Consider the following 21,748-nt stretch of genomic DNA (forward strand, 5'->3'; position numbering starts at 1 on the left):
ACCGGCCGCCTGAGATGGTCGGGCACCCGGCGGGGACCACGCCCGGAGCCGGGCGGCGGTGTCACTCGAAAGCGCCCCCGCGGAGGGCCGCTCGGCCGCACCGCGGCCGGGCCGCCGCGGCTCGGCGGCGGTGCGGGTCGCCCGGCCGGACACCCGCGTTAAGGACGCGTCAGGATTGGCCCATTTGCGTGCACAAGCGATCGAAATGCGTACGCTGACTCAGCCGTCGTGTCCATACCGACGGCTTTTCCATGCCGTACGACACAGGAGCCCCCCACGATGGCCACCCCTGCCCGCACACCACGCCTGCGCGCGTGGATGCTGGAAGGCCTGACCGACCGCCCCGGGCAGCACGCGCACGCGCAGACCGGGACCGCGCACGAGGGCCGCCCCTGGTGGCGCGTCATGTGCCTGACCGGCCTGGACTACTTCTCCACCCTCGGCTACCAGCCCGGCATCGCCGCGCTCGCCGCCGGACTGCTCTCGCCCCTGGCGACCATCGTCCTGGTCGTCCTCACCCTCTTCGGCGCCCTGCCCGTCTACCGGCGGGTGGCCGAGGAGAGCCCGCACGGCGAGGGTTCCATCGCGATGCTGGAGCGGCTGCTGTCGTTCTGGAAGGGCAAGCTGTTCGTCCTGACCCTGCTCGGGTTCGCGGCGACCGACTTCCTCATCACCATCACCCTCTCGGCCGCCGACGCGACCGCGCACCTGGTGGAGAACCCGCACCTCACCAGCACCCTGCACGGCCACGAGGTGCCGATCACCCTGCTGATGATCGCGCTGCTGGGCGCGGTGTTCCTGAAGGGGTTCAGCGAGGCCATCGGGGTGGCCGTGGTGCTCGTCGCCACCTACCTCGGCCTGAACGTGGTCGTCGTGGCGGTCGGTCTGTGGCAGGTCGCCACCGAGCCGCACGTGGTCGCCGACTGGACGCAGGCCCTCACCGCCGAACACGGCAACCCGTTCATGATGATCGCCATCGCGCTGGTCGTCTTCCCCAAGCTGGCGCTCGGCCTGTCCGGTTTCGAGACCGGCGTCGCGGTCATGCCGCACGTGCACGGCGACCCCGACGACACCGCGTCCCGGCCGGCCGGCCGGATCCGCGGCACGAAGAAGCTGCTGACCACGGCCGCAGTGATCATGAGCGTCTTCCTGATCTGCTCCAGCTTCGTCACCACGCTGCTGATCCCCGCCGACGAGTTCAAGGCGGGCGGCGAGGCCAACGGCCGCGCGCTCGCCTACCTCGCCCACGAGCACCTGGGCTCCGCCTTCGGCACGGTCTACGACGTCTCGACCATCCTGATCCTGTGGTTCGCGGGCTCCTCGGCCATGGCCGGCCTGCTCAACCTGATGCCGCGCTACCTGCCCCGCTACGGCATGGCGCCCCACTGGGCCCGCGCCCTGCGCCCGATGGCCATCGTCTTCACCCTCGTCGCCTTCCTGGTGACCTGGCTCTTCGACGCCGACGTCGACGCCCAGGGCGGCGCGTACGCCACCGGTGTCCTGGTGCTGATCACCTCGGCCGCCGTCGCCGTGACCATCGCCGCCAGGCGGGCGGGGGAGCGGGGCTGGACCATCGGCTTCGGGATCATCTCCGCCGTCTTCGTCTACACCACCGCCGTCAACGTGGTGGAGCGGCCCGACGGCGTGAAGATCGGCGCCTGCTTCATCGCGGGCATCATGGCCCTCTCCCTGCTCTCCCGCCTCGCCCGCGTCTTCGAACTGCGCGTCACGCACGTGGAGCTCGACGACATGGCGCAGCGGTTCGTCCGGGACACCGCCAACCGGACGATACGTTTCATAGCGAACGAGCCCGACCGGCGGGACAAGGCCGAGTACCGGGACAAGGTCGAGCAGATCCGCGAGGACAACGACATCCCCCCGGGCGACGACGTGCTGTTCGTCGAGGTCACCGTCCTGGACCCGTCCGAGTTCGAATCCGGCCTCAAGGTCCGCGGCGAGGTGCTGCACGACCGCTACCGGGTCCTCACCCTGGAGGGCTCCACCGTCCCCAACGCGCTCGCGGCCCTGCTCCTGCACGTGCGCGACGCGACGGGACAGCGCCCGCACATCTACTTCGAGTGGACCGAGGGCAACCCGATGGCCAACTTCCTGCGCTTCTTCCTCTTCGGACAGGGTGAGGTCGCCCCCGTCACCCGGGAGGTCATCCGCGCGGCCGAATCCGACCGGGCCCGCCGCCCCCACGTCCACGCCGGCTGACGTACGGCGCTCCGGGCGGCCGGCGCGACGCGGGGGCGGTGGTGCGGGACCGCTCAGGCGCCGACGTCCCGGCCCCGGAAGTCCTCCAGCGTCTCGCGCCGGACCAGGAGACGGGCCGCGCCCCCGTGGACCGCGACGACCGCCGGACGGCCGACGAGGTTGTACCCCGAGGCCATCGACAACTGGTAGGCGCCCGCCACCGGGACGGCCAGCAGGTCCCCGGGGTGGACGTCGCCGGGCAACTGGACCCCGGCGGCCAGTACGTCCCCCGCCTCGCAGTGCCGGCCGACGACGGTGGCCGCGCACGGGGCCGCCGTCGAGTGCCGGCCGATCAGGCGGGGGGCGTAGCGCACCCCGTACAGGGCGGGCCGGGGGTTGTCGCTCATGCCCCCGTCCACCGCGACGAACACCGTCGCGCCGGTGCGTTTGACGGCGAGCACCCGGTACAGGGCCACTCCGGCCGGACCGACGAGGGCCCGGCCGGGTTCGACGAGGAGGCGGGGGACGGCCAGCCGGGCGGCCGCGCAGCCCTCGGCGAGCTCGGCGCGCAGCCGCACGGCCAGGGCGGCGACGTCGAGGACGGCCTCGCCGGGCCGGTAGGCGATGCCGTGGCCGCCGCCCATGTCCAGCTCCGGCAGGACGACCCCGTGCAGATCGCGGATGTGGGCCAGCAGTCCGACCATCCGGCGCAGGGAGGTCACGTACGGCTTCACCCCGGTGATCTGGGAGCCGATGTGGCAGTGCAGTCCGGTGAGTTCGAGCCGCGGCTGCCCCAGGATCCGGGCGACGGCGTGCTGCGCGGCCCCGTCGGTGATCGACAGGCCGAACTTCTGGTCGTCCGTGCCGGTACGGATCTTGTCGTGGCCGCCGGCCGAGACGCCGGGCACCACCCGCACCATCACCCGCTGGCGCTCCCCGGGGCCGACGGCGGCGGCGATCCGGGCTATCTCGGAGGCGCTGTCGATGACGATCCGCCCCACACCGAGCCGCAGCGCCGCCTCCAGGTCCCGGGGCGACTTCGCGTTGCCGTGCAGCACGATCCGCTCGGGCGGGAACCCGGAGGTCACGGCCAGTTCCAGTTCCCCGGCCGAGCAGACGTCCAGGCCCAGGCCCTCCTCCCGGACCCAGCGCACCATCGCCCGGGACAGGAACGCCTTCGCGGCGTACAGCACGTCGGCGTCGGGGAAGGCGTCGAGGTAGCTCCGGCAGCGCGCCCGGACCTCGCCCTCGTCCAGGACGTAGACGGGGGTGTCGAAGCGGTCGGCCAGTTCGGCCAGGGGTACCCCGCCGACCGCCATCCCGCCGTGCGGGAGCGGGGCGGTGGAGGCCGGCCAGACGGACAGGTCGCCTGCGTGGACCGGGGCGGGGGCCGGGGCCGGGGTGGGGAGGACGTCGGCGGTCATGGTCTGATCTCCCATCAGGCGGTCCGGGCGGTTCCGGCGGTCCGCGTGAGCGGACCGGCGCCGGGGCCCCCGACCGGGGCCGCCGCGACCGGGGGAGCGGTCAGTGTCGGATCGACCGTCAGCAGGGTCACCCCGAGGGGCGCGGCCAGCGCGCGCAGGACGGGCTCGGAGAGCCGGATCCAGGTCTGGGCGGCGCCGAGCGTGGCGGACAGCCGCTCCGGGCTGGTGAAGCCGACGGCGGTGCGTTCGCCCAGCGGCGTCCGGAACAGCCGCAGCACCGCCCTCTCGCCTCCCGGCCGGGCCGGTACGTACAGGGGCCCGGCCGGGACCCGTTCCTCGGGCTCGGGGTCGTCGTCGTACAGGAACAGGCACATGGGCCCTCCTCGGGGAACCACGGGTGGCGGACGGGGCCCCGGACCGCGGGGAGGCGGTCCGGGGCTCGCCATCGAAGTTATCCCCGAATTCCCTCCGGCTTCTCCTTTTCCTGACGGAGCCTTGACGGGGGAGGCCGGATTCCTGACGCGTTGCTGACGCACTGCTGACGCACCCCTGATCGAATTCCGTTGAATGTTCTCCAAGGGTGTGGGAAATCCGCAGGTGGCTGAAATTTACAAGGTTCTGAGCAGGCTAAACCTGCATTTTCGGCCGCGCTGCGGGGGTGGGGAGGGAGCGGATTCCGGAGGTGCTGGCATATCCATCCGATGCTTGCCGTGGCGCGTTCTGGGTTGTAATACTTTTCCTGCGAAAGGCGGTTCCGGGCAGGAGAATTACGGCCCGGGAACCGCGGTTTCGTTCGTGCACATTCGGCCTATCGCTTCCAACTTTCGGGAGACACCCATGTCCGACACCGCACCCGACGCCGCCTTCGACCTCCAGGACCTGGAGCTCGACCTCGGCGACCTCAGCGTCACCTCGATGCGCGACACCGCCGCACTGCCCGAAGGCGGAGCGTCCTGGGGTTCGTGTTCCTGCCAGGGCTCCTCCTCCTGCGCCCAGCCCCAGACGGACACCCCGACCGGCTGACCGTTCGACAGCCGTCCCCACCCCCACCGCCCACCGACCCCGAGCGTCCAGCCCGCCTCCCGCCGCACCCCGGTGCGGCGGGAGGCCCGTACGCCACCACCGACAGGAACGGGGGAGCGCCATGCCGCAGGAACCGTCACGGTCACCGGAGCCCCGGCTCGCGGCGCCCGCCGACCCCGGACGCCCGGCCGGCTACCGGGTGCGGTCCGCGCCGTACGCGCTGGTCCGCACCACCGTGCTCGCCCACCCGCCCCAGGGGCCCGAAGCGGAGCGCTTCCGTACCCTGCTCGCCCGGCTGCACCGGACCGAATCGCGGCTGCTGCGCACCACCGCACCCCTGTGCGACGACCTCCACGACAGCCGGGACGGCCACCCGGCCGACTTCCACCGCGACGTCGTCCTCCCGCTGCGCCGCGCCCTGCACAACGGGCGCGAACCGCGCCCCGCACTGCTGGCCCGCCTCGGCGACCTGCCCGAGCGGGTGCCCCGCCTCGCCGACTGGACCGCCCTGCGGGCACGCCGCGAAGCCCTCCTCGCCGAGCTCGGCGCCGTCGCCGGATCCGCCCTCGCCGCCGAACGCGAGGCCCTGGCGGCCCTGTGCCGCGAACCCGCCCTCGCCAAGGCCGTCGCCCTCACCAGCGCCGACCTGCTGCGCGCCGTACGCAGGGCGGCAGGCGGAGCGGCCGACCGCAAGGCCCGCAAGGAAGAGGCCACCGTGCTGCGCCACGCGCTGCGGGCCTGCACGAAGACCAGCCCGCTGTCCTGGTTCACCGCCGTCGGCTGGGGCGCGCTGCCCTCCGCGCAGGCCGGCCCCCGGTCGTCCTGGGGCGGGACGCGGCTCCTCGACGGCCCCCTGCACGCGGTGGTCAAGCCCAACCGCACCCTGACGACGGCCCTCACCCTCGCGCTGCTGGACGCCCCGCACCGCCGGGCCGGTCTCCCGCACCGCATCACCAGCTCCGCACGCACCGCCGACGGCCGGGCGGCCTACTCCCGCGACCGGACCGCCTTCGCGGGAGGCCGCTACCTCGTGGCGCGCGAGGACGAGGCGGAGCTGCCGGCCGGCGGCCCCCTGGGCCTGGTCACCGAGTACGCCGCCACCCCGGTGCCCCTCGGGGACCTCGCCGAACGGCTGACCGGGGCCCTGCGGGAGGCGGGTCCCGCCGCCGGCGCCGCCGCCGAGGCCTACCTCGCCCGCCTGACGGAGGCGGGCCTGCTGGTGCCCGCCGACCCCGTCCCGCCCCAGAGCGCCGACCCGCTCCACGCCCTCGAGACCTGGCTGCGCCCCGACGGCCCGGCGGAGCCCGCCCGGGACGCGCGGCGGGCCGAAGACGCCGCGCGGGCCCGGCGGATCGCCGGGATCGGGCGGCTGACCGACGCGTTCGGCTCCGCCGCCGTCGAGGAACGGCCCGCCCTGCTCGCCGATCTCGCCCGCCGCTGGGCCGAGGAACTGGCCGACGCCGGACGTCCCGTCCCGGCCGGCTCGGCCCCGCTCACCGCCCTGTCCGAGGACGTCGTCGCCCCGCTCCCGCTACCGCTCGACGGCTTCCTCGACACCGCCGACCACGCGGCGCTCGCCGAGGTCACCGCCCTGGCCGAACTCTTCGACCTCGGACACCTCCTGCGCCGCGTCGTCCGCGACCGCTTCGTCGCCCGCTACGGCCCCGGCGGCACCTGCCACCACCCCTGGGAGTTCGGCGCCGAGGTCACCGAGGCCTGGGAAACGGCCGGCCGGCTCGCGGACCTCGACCCCGCCGACCGGGCCGACCTCCCCACCGGGACGGAGGAACTCGCCGCGCTGCGCGCCGGGTTCACGGCCGCCGTACGGGACGCCCGCGCGCAGGACCCCGCCGACGCCGCCGAGGTCGTCCTGCCGCCCGGCCCGGTCCGCGCCCTCGGCGGGCACCTGCCGGGCTGGGCCCTCGAACGCCCGTTGAGCTACGCGTACTTCCTCCAGCGGGACCCGGACCGCGGCCTGCTCGCGGTGAACCACGTGTACGGCGGATGGGGCCGCTTCAGCAGCCGGTTCCTGGACGCCCTGGACCCGCGCGCCACCGCCGAGACGGCCCGGCAGATCCGCCGCGGCCTCGCCCCCGGCGCCAGGGCGGCCCAGATCAGGCCCGTCGGCGGGTTCAACGCCAACCTCCACCCCCTGCTGGTCCCCGACGAGATCGGCCCCGACCGCCGCCGGGCCTCGATCGCCGAAGGCGACCTGGAACTCGTCCACGACGAGCCCACCGACCAGGTGCGCCTGCGGCTGCGGAGCACCGGCGAACACCTCGACGTGCTCTACCCCGGCTTCCTCGCCCCCGTCCTGCTGCCCCGCCGCATCGCGGCCCACCTCTGCGACCACCCCCACGGCGTGGTCGACTTCCGGGCCCTGGTGCCCCGCCGCGTCCTGCCCGCCCCGGGCGGCCGCGTCGTGCACAGCCCCCGCCTGCTCCACCGCCACGTGGTGCTCCGCCGACGCCGCTGGCAGCTGACGCCCGGCGTCGTGCGGGAACTGCGCGCCGAACTCGCCGCCGCCCCCTCCCCGGCGCGGGCGGCCGCCCGCTGGCGCGCCCTGCTGGACCTCCCCGAACAGCTCTTCCTGCACCCGGCCGCGACCGCCCCCACCGGCCGCCCCGCCGAGGACTTCCTGAGCCGCCTCAGCCGTCCGAAACCGCACTTCGTGGACCTCGGCAGCGCGCTGCACCTGCGCTGCCTGCCCAAGTGGCTGTCCCGGCACGACGACGGAGCCGTCCTGGAGGAAGCGCTGCCCGCCCCCGGCGGCCCGGCCGCCCCGGCCCGCGCCGTCGAACTCGTCCTGGAGGTCTACCGGTCCGGACGGCCGCGATGAAGGCCGCCGCAGTGGAAGGGGAGGAAGGGCCCGTGCCGACAGCACCACACCCGTACGACGACGACGGCGACGGCGGCGCGCGCGACGTCGTCGCCTTCCACCACCACCCGGTCAAGGCACCCCTGCTGCGCGGGGCGCTGCTGCCGCTGGCCGCCTCCTGCGCCGCCGACGGCCTGGCGGCCCACGTCGAGCGGCACTGGCTGCACGGCCCCCACCTGCGGCTGCGCATCCAGGGGCCGCCCGCCCGGGTGGAGGCCGCCGCCGAGGCCGCCGCCCGACGCGTCCGCGCCTGGCTCCGCGCGCACCCCTCGCACACGGACCTGACGGAGTCCGAGCTGCTGCGCCTGGCGGCCGAGGCCGGACGCGCCGAACTCGTCCCCCCGCCCTACGGGCCCATCGCCCCCGACAACACGGTCCGCGTCGAGGCCGTCGACCGCACCCCGCTGCGCACCCTCCTCGGCGACGACGGCGCCGCCCTGCGCGAGGACCTGCTGCGGGCCGGCCTCGGCGCGCTGCGGGCGGGCGCCGCCTTCCTCGGGGAAGGCGGCGACGGCTCCGGCGCCCGGCTCCGGCTCGCGGTGACCGGCCTCGCCGCGCATGCCGCCGCCCACCCCGGCGGCCTGGCCGGCGCCCACTACTCGTACGTCTCCCACCTGGAGGACTTCTTCGTCCACGACGACCCGGACGGCCGCGTACGGGCCCGCTTCGAGCAGCACGCCGAGCGGGCCGCAGAGGCCGTGACCGCCCTCGTCGGGAGGATCGCCGACGGTGGCGCGCAGGGCTGGGAACGGGAGTGGGCGGACTTCTCGGCCGGAGCCTGGCGGCTGGCCCGCAGCCGCCACGACGCCGGCGCCGACCTGCACGGCGACCCGCACGCCTACCGCGACCGGGCCGCCGCCACCGGTGACGCGGCGGCGCGGGAACGCTGGAACCACGACCTCCGCACCCGGTACAGCGAGTTCCACCGGCTGCTGAGCCGCTCCGACCCGCAGGGCACGATGTGGCGACGCCCCGACTACCTCATCCACCGGGCCTGCACCAATGCCCTGTACCGGCTGTTCGCCCTGTGCGACGTCCGCCCGCTTGAGCGGTACCTGGCGGCCCACCTCGTCGTCCGCGCCGTGCCCGCCCTGACCGGCTGCGACTGGCGCGCCGAGGTCGGCGCCGCCGTCGAGGCAGTGGAGCGCGGGGCATGACGGGCACCGGACGCCGGCTGCGGCCCGGCACCGCCGTGACCCCGCTGCGCGACGGACTGCACCTGCGGGGCCGGCGGGGCAGCGTCACCCTGGAGGGCAGCGCCGCACTGCCCGTGCTGTGGCGCTCCCTGGAGCAGCCACTGCGCTCGGGCGGACTCGACGCGCTCCTCGACCGCCTGGAGCCCGGCTCCCCGGTACGGACGGCCGTGGAGGCGGTCGTCGCCCAACTGGAGGCGCACGACCTGCTCGTGACCGGTCCGCCACGGCCCGCACCCGATCCGGGCCCGGTCGGACCGTGGCTCGCCGTGAGCGCCGACCGGCCCGCGGTCGCGGCGGCCGCGCTCGCCGCGACCCGGGCCGAGGTGGTGGCCGCCACCGTCGACGCCCCCCTGGCCAGGGCCGCGGGCCGGGCGCTCGAACAGGGTGGACTGCCCGTCACGTACACCCGGGACGCGGACCTGCCCGAGGGCCGGATCCACCTGCGAGCCCACGACCCCGACGGCGTCACCCACACCCTCGCGGCCGCCCTGCCCGCCCCGACCGGCTACGTCACCTCCCCGGACACCACCTCCGCCACGGCCGCCACGGCGACGGCCCTGGAGGCCCGCCTGGCCGCCCGCCCGGCTCCGGGCACACCCGGCGGGGACCACACCGGCCGCCCGGCCGGCGCGGTCCGGTCGGGTACGGATCCGGGCCCGGACCCCTCCGGCGGGGCAGGGGCGACGGCCGCCCTGCTCGGCGGTGCCGCCGCGCACCGGCTGCTGTGCGCGGCGGCCGGCCTGCCAGACCCGGCCGACGAGGGGGACGACGACCGGTTGCTGCCCGGGCTCCCCGCGGTGCTCCTCGTGGACGCCCGTCCGCCGCGCGCCGAGTACCGCACCTGGGTCGGGCCCCGCCCCCGCGGCGCGGTCCTGGCACCCGCCACCACCCTGCGCGAGGCCCTGCGCCGCGTGGCGGCCCTCGGAGACGAGAGGTGCGGGGTGCTGCCCGACCCCGGCCCGGCGGACCTGCCGCAGCTGCCGGTCCCCCTCGCCTCCTGCACCGCGCCCGGCACCGTCGCGCACCGGCCCGGGGCGACCGTGATCGGCGGCGCCCCGCGGCTGGACCTGGCCCGCCTGGAGGTGTTCTGCGTCGCGGCCGAACTGGCCCTGGGCCGGCCCGGCTCCACCGTGGGCGCCAATCCGGGGCACGCCCGCGGCCGGGCCCTGCGCGCCGAGGTCGCCCGGCGTGCCGGGACGGGCGCGGGGCGGACACCGGTGGACCCGGAGCTGTGGTCCGGACATCCGCAGGCCCGCCACTGGTGGACCACCCTGACGGACCGTCTCGCCGTGCCCGCCCGCCTGCACGTGTTCCGGGCCGCTCCCGGCGAGGAGGTGTACCGGGCCGTCGTCCACCGGACCGGCCCGGACGGATCGACTCCGCTCGGCGACGCCGTCGAGGCGACCCCCGGCGACGCGGCGGCCTGCGCCGCGCTGTCCGCCGTCGCCGCGGTGTCGGCCGCCGCCGCATCCACCGCATCCACCGCCGCCACCGTCGCCGCCGCATCCACCGCCGTCACCGCCGTCACCGACCCGGCGGCGGGCCGCACCCCGGCCGCCGGGGCCGGTGCGGCCGCTGCCGGGCTCGCCGTCGAGGGCGCCCCGGCGGTCGTGTGGGAGGAGCCGGGGTGGACGGGACGGTGGCTCGCCGACACGGCCGGGCGCGAGGGCGCCTTCCAGGCCGCCGCGCTCCGGCTGACCGGACCTCCCCGGCCCGCCCCCGACGGGGAACTCGCCTCCCTGCTGCGGGCGTTCGGATTCACCGTCCTGAACCGCCCGCAGGAGGCACCGTGACCGCCGCGCCGCTGCTCGACGCCGACTCCGCCCTCGCGGCCACCGCCGGAGGGGCCGTGGTGCTGCTGACCCGCTGGAGCCTGGGCCTCGCCGAGGAACTGAGCCGGCATGCCCTGCGCCACCCCGTGGCCCTGGCGCCGGTGCGCTTCGACGGGGCCGTCGCCGTCGTCGGCCCCGTGCTGCGCCCCGGCGCGGCCGCCTGCCTGTGCTGCGCCGAGTACCAGCGACTGGCCACCGCCGGGGGCCGGGTCCCCTGGCGGAGCGGGGAACTCGCGCTGGCCGGCGTACCGTCACCGGCCCTCGCCGAGGCGGCCGTGGCCCTCGCGCGGGAGCTGCTGGACGCCCCCCGGGACGCGGCGGAGGAGGACGGCGCCGTCGTGCACCTGCTCCACCAGGGCCGCGGCACCTGGTCCACCCACCGCGTCCGCCCGGTGGGCGGTTGTACGGTCTGTCACCCGCTGCCCGCCGATTCCCCGGCTGCGGCGGTTCCGCTGCCCTCGGCGCCCCGCCCGCTCCCGGACCCGTACGTCCTGCGCGCCCCCAACCCCCGTACCTCCGCAGACCGGTTGCGGGCGGCCCTGTACGACGAGCGCTTCGGCCCGGTCCGCCGCCTGCTGCGCGCCGAGGACTCCGCCTTCTCCCTGACCGGCGCCTTCGTGACGGACGGCCGGCCCGTCGAGGACGGCGGCTACGGCCGGGCCCGGGACTTCCCCGGCAGCGAACGCATCGCGCTGTTCGAGAGCGCCGAGCGCTACGCGGGGATGCGCCCCACCGGCCGACGCACCGCCCTGCGGGCCCCCTTCGCCGCCCTCGGCCCCGACCGCGCCGTGGACCCGCGACGGCTCGGCCTGCCCGACCCCGCCCACCACGGACACCCGGCCTCGCCGACGGTCCCGTACACGCCCGGCCTCGCCCTCGACTGGGTGCACGGCTGGTCGCTCACCCGGCGGCGGGCCACGGCCGTGCCCGAACACGTCGCGTACTGGGACGTCCCCGGCGGCGCCGACCGAGGCCCGCGCGTGGTGTACGAGTCCTCCAACGGCTGCGGACTGGGCAACAGCGCCGAGGAGGCCGCCCTCTACGGCCTCTTCGAAGTCGCCGAACGCGACGCCTTCCTGATGGCCTGGTACGCGGCCACCCCGCTGCGCCGCGTCGAACCGTCGCCGGACGACCTCGACACGCTCCTGCTCGCCGACCGGGCGGCCGTCGCCGGCTACCGCCTCGTCCTGCTCGACGCCACCAACGACTTCGGCATCCCCGCCGTCGTCGCCGTCTGCCGCTACACCGGCTCCCATCCGGACGCCCCCCGCGCGTTCCTGGCGGCGGGCGCGCACCACGACCCCCGGGCGGCGATCCGGTCGGCGGTGGCCGAGGTCGTCACCAACGTCCTGGAGGCGCCGCAGCGCGCCTCCGCCGCGGGCGGCCCGCGCGATCCGGAGCGGCTGCGGCCCATGCTGGACCGGCCCGAACTGGTCGTCACCCTCGACGACCACGTGGGTCTCAACACGCTCCCCGAGGCGGCCCCCCGCCTGGAGTTCCTCTTCGCCGACACGCCCCGCCTGACCGTCGCGGAGGCCTGGCCGGGGGCGCCCGAGCCGGTCGGTGACCTCTCCGCGCTGCTCGGCGCCACCGTGGACCGGCTGGCGCGGGCCGGGCTGGAGGTGATCGCGGTCGACCAGAGCGAGCCGGGCCTGCGCGCCGGTCTGGGCCTGCACTGCGTGAAGGTCGTCGTCCCCGGCTCGCTGCCGATGACCTTCGGGCACGTCAACCGCCGCACCCGGGGCCTGCCCCGGCTGCTGGAGGTGCCGTACCGGCTGGGCCGCACCCCCCGCCCGCTGCGCCACGAGGACCTCGCGGTCCATCCCCACCCCTTCCCCTGACACCCGAGGACCGAGGACCGCACGTGACGACCACCGACACCTGGCACAGCCACCACCTCTTCCTGCACTCCGGGACCTCCGACACCGACGCCTTCCTGGTCCGCTCCGCGGCCCCGCTCCTGGACGGCCTCGTCGCCTCGGGGGAGGCCGCCCGGTGGTTCTTCATCCGGTACGGGGAGGACGGCCCCCACGTACGGATCCGGGTGCGCGGCCTGAGCGAGCGCGCCGCCGCGGCGCTCCCGCGGGCCCTGGCCGGCGCGGCCGGGGAGGTGCCCGCGGTGCCCGGCCCCTGGCCGTCCCGCCACGGGGAGGTCCGCGCAGTGCCCTACGTGCCCGAGACCGACCGCTACGGCGGGCCGCGCGCGCTGCCGGTCGCCGAGGAGGTGTTCGCGGACTCCACCCGGGCCGTGCTGGACGTCCTGCGGGACCTCCCCGACGAGGGCGCGGACGCGGCCCGGCTGACCCGCGCGGCGGACCTGGCGCACGCGACGGCGTACGCGCTCGGCATGGACCGCCGCACGGCGGCGCGCTGGCTGCGCCGGCACGCCGCGGGCTGGCGCTGGGTCACCGAGACGCCCCTGCTGCCGGGGGCCTCCGTGCACGCCCGGGTCAACGCCGTGCACGCCGCCCAGCGCACCGGCCTGGCCCGGCGCGCCGAAGCCCTGCGGGAGCGGCTCGGTGCCGGTACGGCCGCGCCCTGGCTCACGCGCTGGACGGACCGGGTCCGCGAGGCCGACGCCCGGCTGCGCGCCGCCGAAGGTACGCCGGGGGCCGGGGCGGGCCTTTCCGAGGAGACCGCGGCCTGGGTCTGGGGCTCGCAGCTCCACATGCTGTTCAACCGGCTCGGGGTCACCCCCGACGAGGAGCGCGCGGTGTGCCGGCTGGCCGGCAGGACCCTGCTGGAGACGGACGGGGAGCCCGACTACTTCCCGGCCGGGCACACCGCCGCCGACCTGCAGTACCTGGAGCGCAGCAAGGTCCACATCGGCCGCAACGGGGACGCCGCGGTGCGGCAGGCCCCCGCCCCGGCGCCCCCGCCGGTGTCCCTGCCCGAGACGGCCCTGCCCGCGGCCCCCCTCCCGGAGGTCTCGCTGCGTTCCGTACTGGCCGACCGGTCCTCCCGGCGCGGGCGCCTCACGGGGCCGCTGGACGCCACCGCCCTGGGCTCCCTGCTCTGGCACGCCCTGGCCGAGAGCAGCCGCAGCGTCCAGCCCCTGGCGGACGGCACGCAGCGCCTGCTCGCCCACCGGCCCTACCCGAGCGCGGGGGCCCTGTACACGGCCGGGGTGCGGCTGCTGGTGCTGGACGTGGCGGGCGTCGAGCCGGGCACGTACGCGTGCGTGCCGGAGCGCCGGACCCTGCGCCGGATCGGGCCCGCGCCGACGGCGGACGAGCTCAAGCCGCTGTCGACGTACACCTCCCGCCCCGCGACGGATCCGGACTGGATCGGTGTCGACGAGGTGCCCGTGGTCCTCGGCCTCTACGCGGACCTCGGCGTGCTGCGGCGGCGCTACGGGCTGCGCGCCCTGCGCCTGGCCCTGCTGGAGACGGGCCATCTGGCCCAGACCCTGCTCCTGACGGCCTCGGCGCTGGGCCTGGGCGGCACCACGCTGGGCGGTTTCCACGACGACCTGGCCCACGAGCTCCTCGGCCTGGACGACCTGGAGCAGCCCCTGCAGTACCTGCTGCCACTGGGCCGTCCGGCGCCGCGTACCACCGGATGAGAGCCGGGGCGAATGGCCGTCGGCCAAAACAGATCAGATCAGGTCAACAAGCGCATGGACGGGACCGCAGAAATGATCAAATTTCCTAGGGGTTAGCATATGAGCGCTGCCTAGCTCGAAAGATGGATCTGTGACTGTCAACGAGGACTCGTTCACCAACTGGAAGAACCGCGAAGAGATCGCGGAGTCGATGATCCCGATCATCGGGAAGCTGCACCGCGAGCGGGACGTGACGATCCTGCTGCACAGCCGCTCCCTGGTGAACAAGTCGGTGGTCAGCATCCTCAAGACCCACCGCTTCGCCCGGCAGATCGCCGGCGGGGAGCTCTCGGTCACCGAGACGCTGCCGTTCCTCCTGGCGCTCACCACGCTGGACCTGGGCCCCTCCCAGATCGACATCGGCATGCTCGCCTCGGACTACAAGGCCGACGACCGCGGCCTGTCGGTCGAGGCCTTCACCGCCGAGGCCGTCGCCGGCGCCACCGGTGAGAACAAGATCGAGCGCGGCGCCGGCCGCGACGTCGTCCTCTACGGCTTCGGCCGCATCGGCCGCCTCGTCGCCCGCCTGCTGATCGAGAAGGCCGGCTCCGGCAACGGCCTGCGCCTGCGCGCCATCGTCGTGCGCGGCGGTGGCGAGGCCGACCTCGTCAAGCGCGCCTCGCTGCTGCGCCGCGACTCCATCCACGGCCAGTTCCAGGGCACCATCACCGTGGACGAGGCGACGAGCACGATCGTCGCCAACGGCAACACCATCAAGGTGATCTACGCCAACGACCCGTCCGAGGTCGACTACACGGCGTACGGCATCAAGGACGCCATCCTCATCGACAACACCGGCAAGTGGCGCGACCGCGAGGGGCTCTCCAAGCACCTGCGCCCCGGTATCGACAAGGTCGTCCTGACCGCTCCGGGCAAGGGCGACGTCCCGAACATCGTCCACGGCGTCAACCACGACACCATCAAGCCGGACGAGCAGATCCTGTCCTGCGCCTCCTGCACCACCAACGCGATCGTTCCGCCGCTGAAGGCCATGGACGACGAGTACGGCGTGCTGCGCGGCCACGTGGAGACCGTCCACTCGTTCACGAACGACCAGAACCTGCTGGACAACTACCACAAGGCCGACCGCCGCGGCCGCTCCGCGCCGCTGAACATGGTCATCACCGAGACCGGTGCCGCCTCGGCCGTCGCCAAGGCGCTGCCGGACCTCAAGGCGCCGATCACCGGCAGCTCGATCCGCGTCCCCGTCCCGGACGTCTCGATCGCCATCCTCAGCCTGCGCCTGGGCCGCGAGACCACCCGCGAGGAGGTCCTCGACTACCTCCGCGACGTCTCGCTGCACTCGCCGCTCAAGCGCCAGATCGACTTCACCACGGCCCCCGACGCCGTCTCCATGGACTTCGTCGGCTCGCGCCACTCCTCGATCGTCGACGCCGGCGCCACCAAGGTCGACGGCGACAACGCCATCCTCTACCTCTGGTACGACAACGAGTTCGGCTACTCCTGCCAGGTCATCCGGGTCGTCCAGCACGTCTCGGGCGTCGAGTACCCGACGTACCCGGTCCCGGTCGTCTGATCCGGTCCGCCCTGCGCGCGAAGGCGCCTGCCCCGAGCTCCCGCTCGGGGCAGGCGCCTTTTCCGTGTGCGTGAGAACCATTACATGTTGCCCCGAAATCACCCATTTCGGTCAATCATGGGGGTTCGGTAATCGTCATCTACGGGCTGCTGCCGCGGCCCAGCGCCGACCGCCTGCCGGTCGGCGCGCCAGGGAGTGACATGGCACGCGCGGGCAACAGGACGGGCAACTGGCGGATCGCTCTGCCCCTGGTGGGCGGAGCCGCCGTACTCGGATTGGGCGGCCTGTACGTCACCGGACTCGTGACCGGCGGCGACATCGACCAGGGGACCCGGGTGCGGGGCGTGGACATCGGAGGCATGAGCCGCGCCGAGGCCCGCCAGGCGCTGGACCGGGCGCTGGGACCCGGCGCGGCGGCGCCCGTGGCCATGAAGATCGGCGACCGCGTCGAGAAGGCCGACCCGGCCGCGCTGGGCCTCTCCCTCGACACCGGGGCGACCGTCGACCGGGCCGCCCGCACCGGCCACGACCCGGTCACCGTCATCGGCAGGCTCTTCACCGCGGGCGACCGCGACCGCGACGTCGAGCCCGTGATCCGGGTCGACGAGCCCACCGCCCGGGCCGCCCTCGGACGTCTGGACGAGAGCACCCGCCAGCAGGTCCGCGACGGGTCGATCACCTTCGACAAGGGCGCGGTCAAGGCCGTCGCCGCGCGGCCGGGCATCGACCTGATCGAGGACCGGGCCCTGGACACCCTCCGTGCGGCCTACCTCGCCGGCGCCACAGATCCCGTCGTGATGCCGGTCGAGCGCCGGGAGCCGCACGTCGGGGCCGAGGAGACGAACCGGGCCCTGGAGGCCTTCGCGCGGCCCGCGATGTCCGGGCCGGTGACGGTCGCCGTCGCCGGGCAGCGGATACCCATCACCCCCGCCGTCCTCGGCGAGCACCTCACGATGAACCCGGACGCCCGGGGCCGCCTCGTACCGGCCCTCGACTCCAAGGGCCTGCTCGCCGACCCCGCCGTGGCACGACCCGTGGAGCGGGCCGTACAGGCCCCGCGCGACGCCGTGCTCGGCCTCGACGCCGCCGGCCGCGTGGCCGTGGACACCGACGCCCGCCCGGGCCACCAGGTCACCCAGGCGGCCCTCGGACGCGCCGTCATGCCCCTGCTGACCGGCACGGGCGCCGGCCGCAGCGGCGAGGTCGCCACCGAGGAGGTCCAGCCCGACCTCACCAGCGCCGAGGCCCGGCGGCTCGGGATCAAGGAGAAGGTCTCCTCCTTCACCGTCCAGTTCCCCGCGGCGCCCTACCGCACCACCAACATCGGCCGCGCCGTGGAGCTCATCAACGGCTCCGTCGTCCTGCCGGGCGAGGAGTGGAGCTTCAACCGGACCGTCGGCGAGCGCACGAAGGAGAACGGCTTCGTCGACGGCATCATGATCAACGAAGGCCGGTTCGTGAAGTCGCCCGGCGGCGGGGTCTCCGCCGTCGCCACCACCATGTACAACGCCGCCTTCTTCGGCGGCGTCAAGCTCGTCGAACACGGCGCGCACTCGTTCTACATCGAGCGCTACCCCGAGGGCCGCGAGGCCACCGTCGCCTGGGGCACCCTCGACCTGCGCTGGGTCAACGACACCGGGCACGCCCTCTACGTGCAGGCCCACTCCACCGACACCTCGCTGACCATCACCCTGCTCGGCACCAAGAAGTACGACGAGATCAAGGCGACCAAGGGGCCGCGCACCCAGGTCACCCCGCCCGCCAAGATCACGGGCAGCGGGCCGGCCTGCGAGGTCCAGACCCCGCTGGAGGGCTTCGACGTCCAGGTCGGACGCGACTTCGTCCAGGGCGGGCGCACGGTCCGGCACGAGGACTTCAAGACCCACTACACCCCGCGCGACGAGGTCACCTGCGACCCGCAGACCCCGGCGGCCACCCCGGCCACCCCGGCCGCGCCCACCTCGCAGGCCCCGTCCACCACGGCCCTCGCCGCGGCCTCCGCCCCCCGGTAGGAGCGCCACGCACCGGGCCGGGCCCGCACGCGCCGCGACACGGCGCGTGACCGGCGGGACGCATTTCGCGCCCGCCGGGGGCCGCGGCCATCCGGAAGTGCTACAACTGGGTGCGTGACCCTTCCTCGCCGCCACCCGCGCCGGGCACGTCGGTGCGGTCACCCGTAGGCAAGCGCTTCCGGAGCGTCGCCGGACAGGTATTCGTCCTTCAGGTGGCGATCGTGGTGTTGCTCGCGACCGGAGCGCTCATCGCCCTGCTGCTCCAGTCGCGCCACGACGTCGACCGGGAGGCGCGCAACCGGTCCGTCGCCGTCGCGGAAACCTTTGCCCACTCCCTCGGGCTCCAGGGGGCCCTGAAGACCCCCCACCCGTCCACGATCCTGCAGCCCCTCGCGGAGTCCACGCGCAAGGACGCCGGCGTCGACTTCATCGTCGTGATGGACACCAACGGCATCCGCTACTCCCACCCCAAACCGGACCGCATCGGCAAACGCTTCGTCGGCACCATCGCGCCCTCCCTCGCCGGGCACACCTACACCGAGAGCGTCAACGGCCCGCTCGGCCGGGAGATCCAGGCCGTGGTCCCGGTCAAGGCCGCCGACGGCAAGGTCGTCGGCCTGGTGTCGGCGGGCCTGACCGTCAAGAACGTGAGCGGGGTCGTCGACCGCCAGCTCCCCGTCATCCTCCTCGCCATCGCGACCGGCCTGGCCCTGGCCACCGGCGGTACGGCCCTGATCAGCAGACGGCTGCGCCGCCAGACCCACGGCCTCGGCACGCACGAGATGACCCGGATGTACGAACACCACGACGCGGTGCTCCACGCCGTCCGCGAGGGCGTTGTGATCACCGACGGCGACGGGCGGCTGCTGCTGGCCAACGACGAGGCCAAACGGCTCCTCGGGCTGCCGGAGGGCGCCGAGGGGCGCTACATCGGCGACGTCCCCGGTCTGGACCGCCGGATGTCCGACCTGCTGCTGTCCGGCCGGGTGGCCACCGACGAGGTACTGGAGGCCGGTGACCGGCTGCTCGTCGTCAACCAGCGCCCCACCCACACCCGGGGCCGGGCCGAGGGCAGCGCGGTCACCATCCGCGACTCCACCGAGATGCGGATCCTCACCAGCCGGGCCGAGACCGCCCGCAGGCGCCTCAAACTGCTCTACGACGCGGGCGTCGACATCGGCACCACCCTCGACGTGGTCCGCACGGCCGAGGAACTCGCCGCCGTCGCCGTCCCCCGCTTCGCGGACTACGTCACGGTCGACCTCGCCGACGCCGTGCTCGACGGCGACGAACCCGGCCCGGGGGCCGACATGCGGCGCACGGCGGTCAGCGGCATCCGCTCCGACCACCCCCTCTACCCCCGCGGCCGGCTGATCGACTTCCTGCCCTCCACCCCACAGGCGCGCGGCTACGGCACCGGAGAGGCGGAGCTCGTGCCCGACCTCTCCGACGCGCCCGGCTGGCACGCCCAGGACCCGCCGCGCGCCGAGGCCATCATCGACTTCGGGATCCACTCGCTGATCGCGGCCCCCCTCACCGCCCGTGGCGTCGTCCTGGGAGTGGTCAACTTCTGGCGCTCCCGCAAGCCCGAGCCCTTCGACGACGACGAGCTGTCCCTGGCCGAGGAACTCGTCGCCCGCGCGGCCGTCAGCATGGACAACGCCCGCCGCTACACCCGTGAACACGCCCTCGCCGTGACCCTCCAGACCAGCCTGCTGCCCCGCGCCCTGCCCGAGCAGAGCGCCGTCGACGTGGCGCACTTCTACCTGCCCGCGCAGTCGGGGGTGGGCGGGGACTGGTTCGACGTGATCCCGCTGTCCGGCAGCCGCGTCGCCCTCGTCGTCGGGGACGTCGTCGGCCACGGCCTGCACGCGGCGGCCACCATGGGCCGCCTGCGCACGGCGGTCCACAACTTCTCCTCCCTCGACCTGCCGCCCGAGGAGATCCTCGCCCGCCTGGACGACCTCGTGCAGCGCATCGACCACGACGCGGACGACGCCGCCGACCCGGGCGGCGGCGTACTCGGCGCGACCTGTCTGTACGCCGTCTACGACCCGGTGTCCCGGCTGTGCACGGTGGCGCGGGCCGGGCACCTGCCGCCCCTCCTGGTCGCCCCCGACGGCCGGACCGAGTTCGTGGAGCTGCCGGCCGGGCCCCCGCTCGGACTGGGCGGGATGCCCTTCGAGACCGCCGAGCTGCACCTCGCGGAGGGCAGCCAGCTGGTCCTGTACACCGACGGGCTCGTCGAGGAGCGGACCAGGGACATCGGCGAGGGGCTGGAGCTGCTGCGCGCCGCCCTCAGCCATCCGGACCGGGACCCGCAGGAGAGCTGCCGGGCCGTCCTCGACCGGCTGCTGCCGGCCCGCCCGACCGACGACGTGGCCCTGCTCATCGCGCGCACGCGCACCCTCGGCGCCGACCGCGTCGCCCAGTGGGAGGTGCCGTTCGAGCCGAGCGAGGTGGGCACCGTACGCAACGCCGCCGCCCGCCAGCTCGACGCGTGGGGCCTGTCCGAGCTGGGCTTCTCCACGGAACTGATCCTCAGCGAGCTGATCACCAACGCCCTGCGGCACGGCTCCGGGCCGGTGCGCGTGCGGCTCCTGTACGACCACGCCCTGACCTGCGAGGTGTGGGACGGCAGCAGCACCGCCCCGCACCTGCGCTACGCCGCCACCACCGACGAGGGCGGACGGGGACTCTTCCTCGTGGCCCAGCTCAGCGAACACTGGGGGACCCGCTACACCCCGGAGGGCAAGGTCATCTGGGCGGAACAGTCCCTTCCCGGCGCCCCCGGAAGCCCGCCCGACACCGCGGAATCCGCACTCGCCGCCTTCCTGGACGTGGAACCCCTCTGAAACCGGACGGGCCCGAAACCGGTGAGACCGGGATCGGCGGGTAGACGCCGGGAGTCACACCCCGGCGGATCGCATCTCGCACCGCCTCCCTACCGGAAGACGAGGGACACCATGATCGCCATCGGACTGATCCTCCTGCTCATCGGCTTCCTGACCGGCATCTCCATCCTGTGGACCCTGGGGATCATCCTGCTCGTGGTGGGTGCGGTGCTGTGGATCCTCGGTTCGGTCGGACACGCGGTCGGCGGCCGGCGCCACTACTGGTGACCCGCGGAGAGGCCCGCCGTGTCCAGGGCCGCCCCGGCCTGCGCGGCCAGCGCGACCGCCACCAGGCGGTCCTGCTCCGCGGGCAGCGGGCGGCCGGGCGGCGGGTCGAGGAGGTAGCGCCCGTAGTAGTGGCCGCCGCCGACCACCCGCAGCTCGGTTTCGCCGTCCGGCCAGTTCGCGTACTCCGTCACCCGGTCCCCGCGGCGCCACCACACGCCGCCGTCGTGTTCCAGCCGCGGCAGGTGCCCCATCAGGGTCCCGTACTCGAAGCGGCAGCCGCGCAGCCCCAACAGGCCGGTCAGCTCCCGGCCCACGTACTGGACCGCCGTGTCCGGGAAGCCGCCGAACTCGGCCAGCCGGGCGGACCGCCGCAGGCTCGACAGCTGTGCGGCGTCCGTCGCCACGGCCGAGCGCAGCCGGCGCCCGCGCACCGCCAGCTGCGAGACGATCAGGCCCACGGCCAGCAGCAGCGCCGCCGTCACGACGTCCGCGTGGCCCGTGATGACGAACCGCCCGTAGGGCGCGGTGAGGAAGAAGTCGAACCAGGCGGCCGCCGAGAGGGCGGCCACCGCCCCCGCCGCGCGCGTCCCGGCGGCGGCGACCGCGACCACCGCGACGACCAGCACCAGAGCCGCGTTCGTCGGCGACAGATCGCCGCGCAGCGGTGTCAGCGCCAGCGCTACGAGGAAGGGGACCACCAGCGCCGCGAGCAGGGCGGCGGGGTCGCGGAGTCGGTACCCGGACATGTCGTGCCTCCTGTTCGCCCGCCCTCCCGGCCCCCATTCCATCCTGCCCTCGCCGGCGCGGCGGGCCACCCGCGCCGCCGTCAAGGGCGCGTGAAGACGGGCGGCGCGGCCGTAGGGAACGCGCCAAGAGCCCCGGCCCGCCGGTTGTCCACAGGCTCCCGCCTGTGGGGCAGGGGTG

14 protein-coding genes are annotated in these 21,748 nt (G+C 75.0%); 11 read left to right on the forward strand and 3 right to left on the reverse strand.

The features are described from left to right. Window positions 1-279 precede the first annotated feature (279 nt). Window positions 280-2,217, forward strand: coding sequence for an amino acid transporter (locus ABZW32_RS06045; protein ID WP_356211738.1), 1,938 nt, complete (start codon window positions 280-282; stop codon window positions 2,215-2,217). Between the two features lie 53 nt (window positions 2,218-2,270). Here the strand turns inward: ABZW32_RS06045 and lysA are convergent, their stop codons facing one another. Both lysA and ABZW32_RS06055 read right to left on the reverse strand, forming a co-directional pair. Further along, on the reverse strand, window positions 2,271-3,620 hold the full coding sequence (gene lysA / locus ABZW32_RS06050; RefSeq protein ID WP_356211740.1) for a diaminopimelate decarboxylase: 1,350 nt from the start codon (window positions 3,618-3,620) through the stop codon (window positions 2,271-2,273). Between the two features lie 14 nt (window positions 3,621-3,634). Further along, window positions 3,635-3,994 (reverse strand): SAV_915 family protein, encoded by a 360-nt coding sequence (locus ABZW32_RS06055; RefSeq protein WP_356211742.1) that lies wholly within the window; start codon window positions 3,992-3,994, stop codon window positions 3,635-3,637. 463 nt (window positions 3,995-4,457) lie between these two features. Between ABZW32_RS06055 and ABZW32_RS06060 the strand changes: the two genes are divergently transcribed. From ABZW32_RS06060 to ABZW32_RS06105, 10 genes are all read left to right on the forward strand, one after another. Beyond that, window positions 4,458-4,643 carry a thiazolylpeptide-type bacteriocin gene (locus tag ABZW32_RS06060; protein WP_356211744.1) on the forward strand — a complete coding sequence of 62 codons (186 nt, stop codon included), beginning with the start codon at window positions 4,458-4,460 and terminating at the stop codon, window positions 4,641-4,643. Between the two features lie 121 nt (window positions 4,644-4,764). After that, window positions 4,765-7,482, forward strand: a complete 2,718-nt coding sequence (locus ABZW32_RS06065) for a lantibiotic dehydratase (protein WP_356211746.1) — start codon at window positions 4,765-4,767, stop codon at window positions 7,480-7,482. A 32-nt stretch (window positions 7,483-7,514) separates the two neighbouring features. Beyond that, window positions 7,515-8,678: a lantibiotic dehydratase C-terminal domain-containing protein gene (locus tag ABZW32_RS06070; protein WP_356211749.1), complete on the forward strand. Its 1,164-nt coding sequence runs from the start codon at window positions 7,515-7,517 to the stop codon at window positions 8,676-8,678. Further along, window positions 8,675-10,510: a hypothetical protein gene (locus ABZW32_RS06075; RefSeq protein WP_356211751.1), complete on the forward strand. Its 1,836-nt coding sequence runs from the start codon at window positions 8,675-8,677 to the stop codon at window positions 10,508-10,510. Before ABZW32_RS06070 ends, ABZW32_RS06075 begins: the two co-directional genes overlap by 4 nt. Then, window positions 10,507-12,390, forward strand: coding sequence for a TOMM precursor leader peptide-binding protein (locus tag ABZW32_RS06080; RefSeq protein WP_356211753.1), 1,884 nt, complete (start codon window positions 10,507-10,509; stop codon window positions 12,388-12,390). The genes ABZW32_RS06075 and ABZW32_RS06080 overlap by 4 nt, the downstream gene beginning before the upstream one ends. Window positions 12,391-12,413: 23 nt before the next feature. Then, complete coding sequence (locus ABZW32_RS06085; RefSeq protein ID WP_356211755.1) at window positions 12,414-14,114, forward strand: thiopeptide-type bacteriocin biosynthesis protein; 1,701 nt, start codon at window positions 12,414-12,416, stop codon at window positions 14,112-14,114. A gap of 130 nt (window positions 14,115-14,244) precedes the next feature. Continuing rightward, on the forward strand, window positions 14,245-15,690 hold the full coding sequence (locus ABZW32_RS06090; protein WP_356211758.1) for a glyceraldehyde-3-phosphate dehydrogenase: 1,446 nt from the start codon (window positions 14,245-14,247) through the stop codon (window positions 15,688-15,690). Between the two features lie 200 nt (window positions 15,691-15,890). Next, on the forward strand, window positions 15,891-17,702 hold the full coding sequence (locus ABZW32_RS06095) for a VanW family protein (protein WP_356211761.1): 1,812 nt from the start codon (window positions 15,891-15,893) through the stop codon (window positions 17,700-17,702). A gap of 152 nt (window positions 17,703-17,854) precedes the next feature. Beyond that, window positions 17,855-20,557, forward strand: coding sequence for a SpoIIE family protein phosphatase (locus tag ABZW32_RS06100; RefSeq protein ID WP_356211763.1), 2,703 nt, complete (start codon window positions 17,855-17,857; stop codon window positions 20,555-20,557). A gap of 111 nt (window positions 20,558-20,668) precedes the next feature. Continuing rightward, a complete protein-coding gene (locus tag ABZW32_RS06105) occupies window positions 20,669-20,824 on the forward strand; it encodes a DUF6131 family protein (RefSeq protein ID WP_356211766.1) in 156 nt (51 codons plus the stop codon). Here the strand turns inward: ABZW32_RS06105 and ABZW32_RS06110 are convergent. Further along, window positions 20,815-21,570, reverse strand: a complete 756-nt coding sequence (locus ABZW32_RS06110) for a DUF4118 domain-containing protein (RefSeq protein ID WP_356211769.1) — start codon at window positions 21,568-21,570, stop codon at window positions 20,815-20,817. The genes ABZW32_RS06105 and ABZW32_RS06110 overlap by 10 nt on opposite strands. Window positions 21,571-21,748 lie beyond the last annotated feature (178 nt).

Origin of the sequence: Streptomyces sp. NPDC004667, from assembly GCF_040609475.1 — a bacterium.
GTDB lineage: Bacteria > Actinomycetota > Actinomycetes > Streptomycetales > Streptomycetaceae > Streptomyces.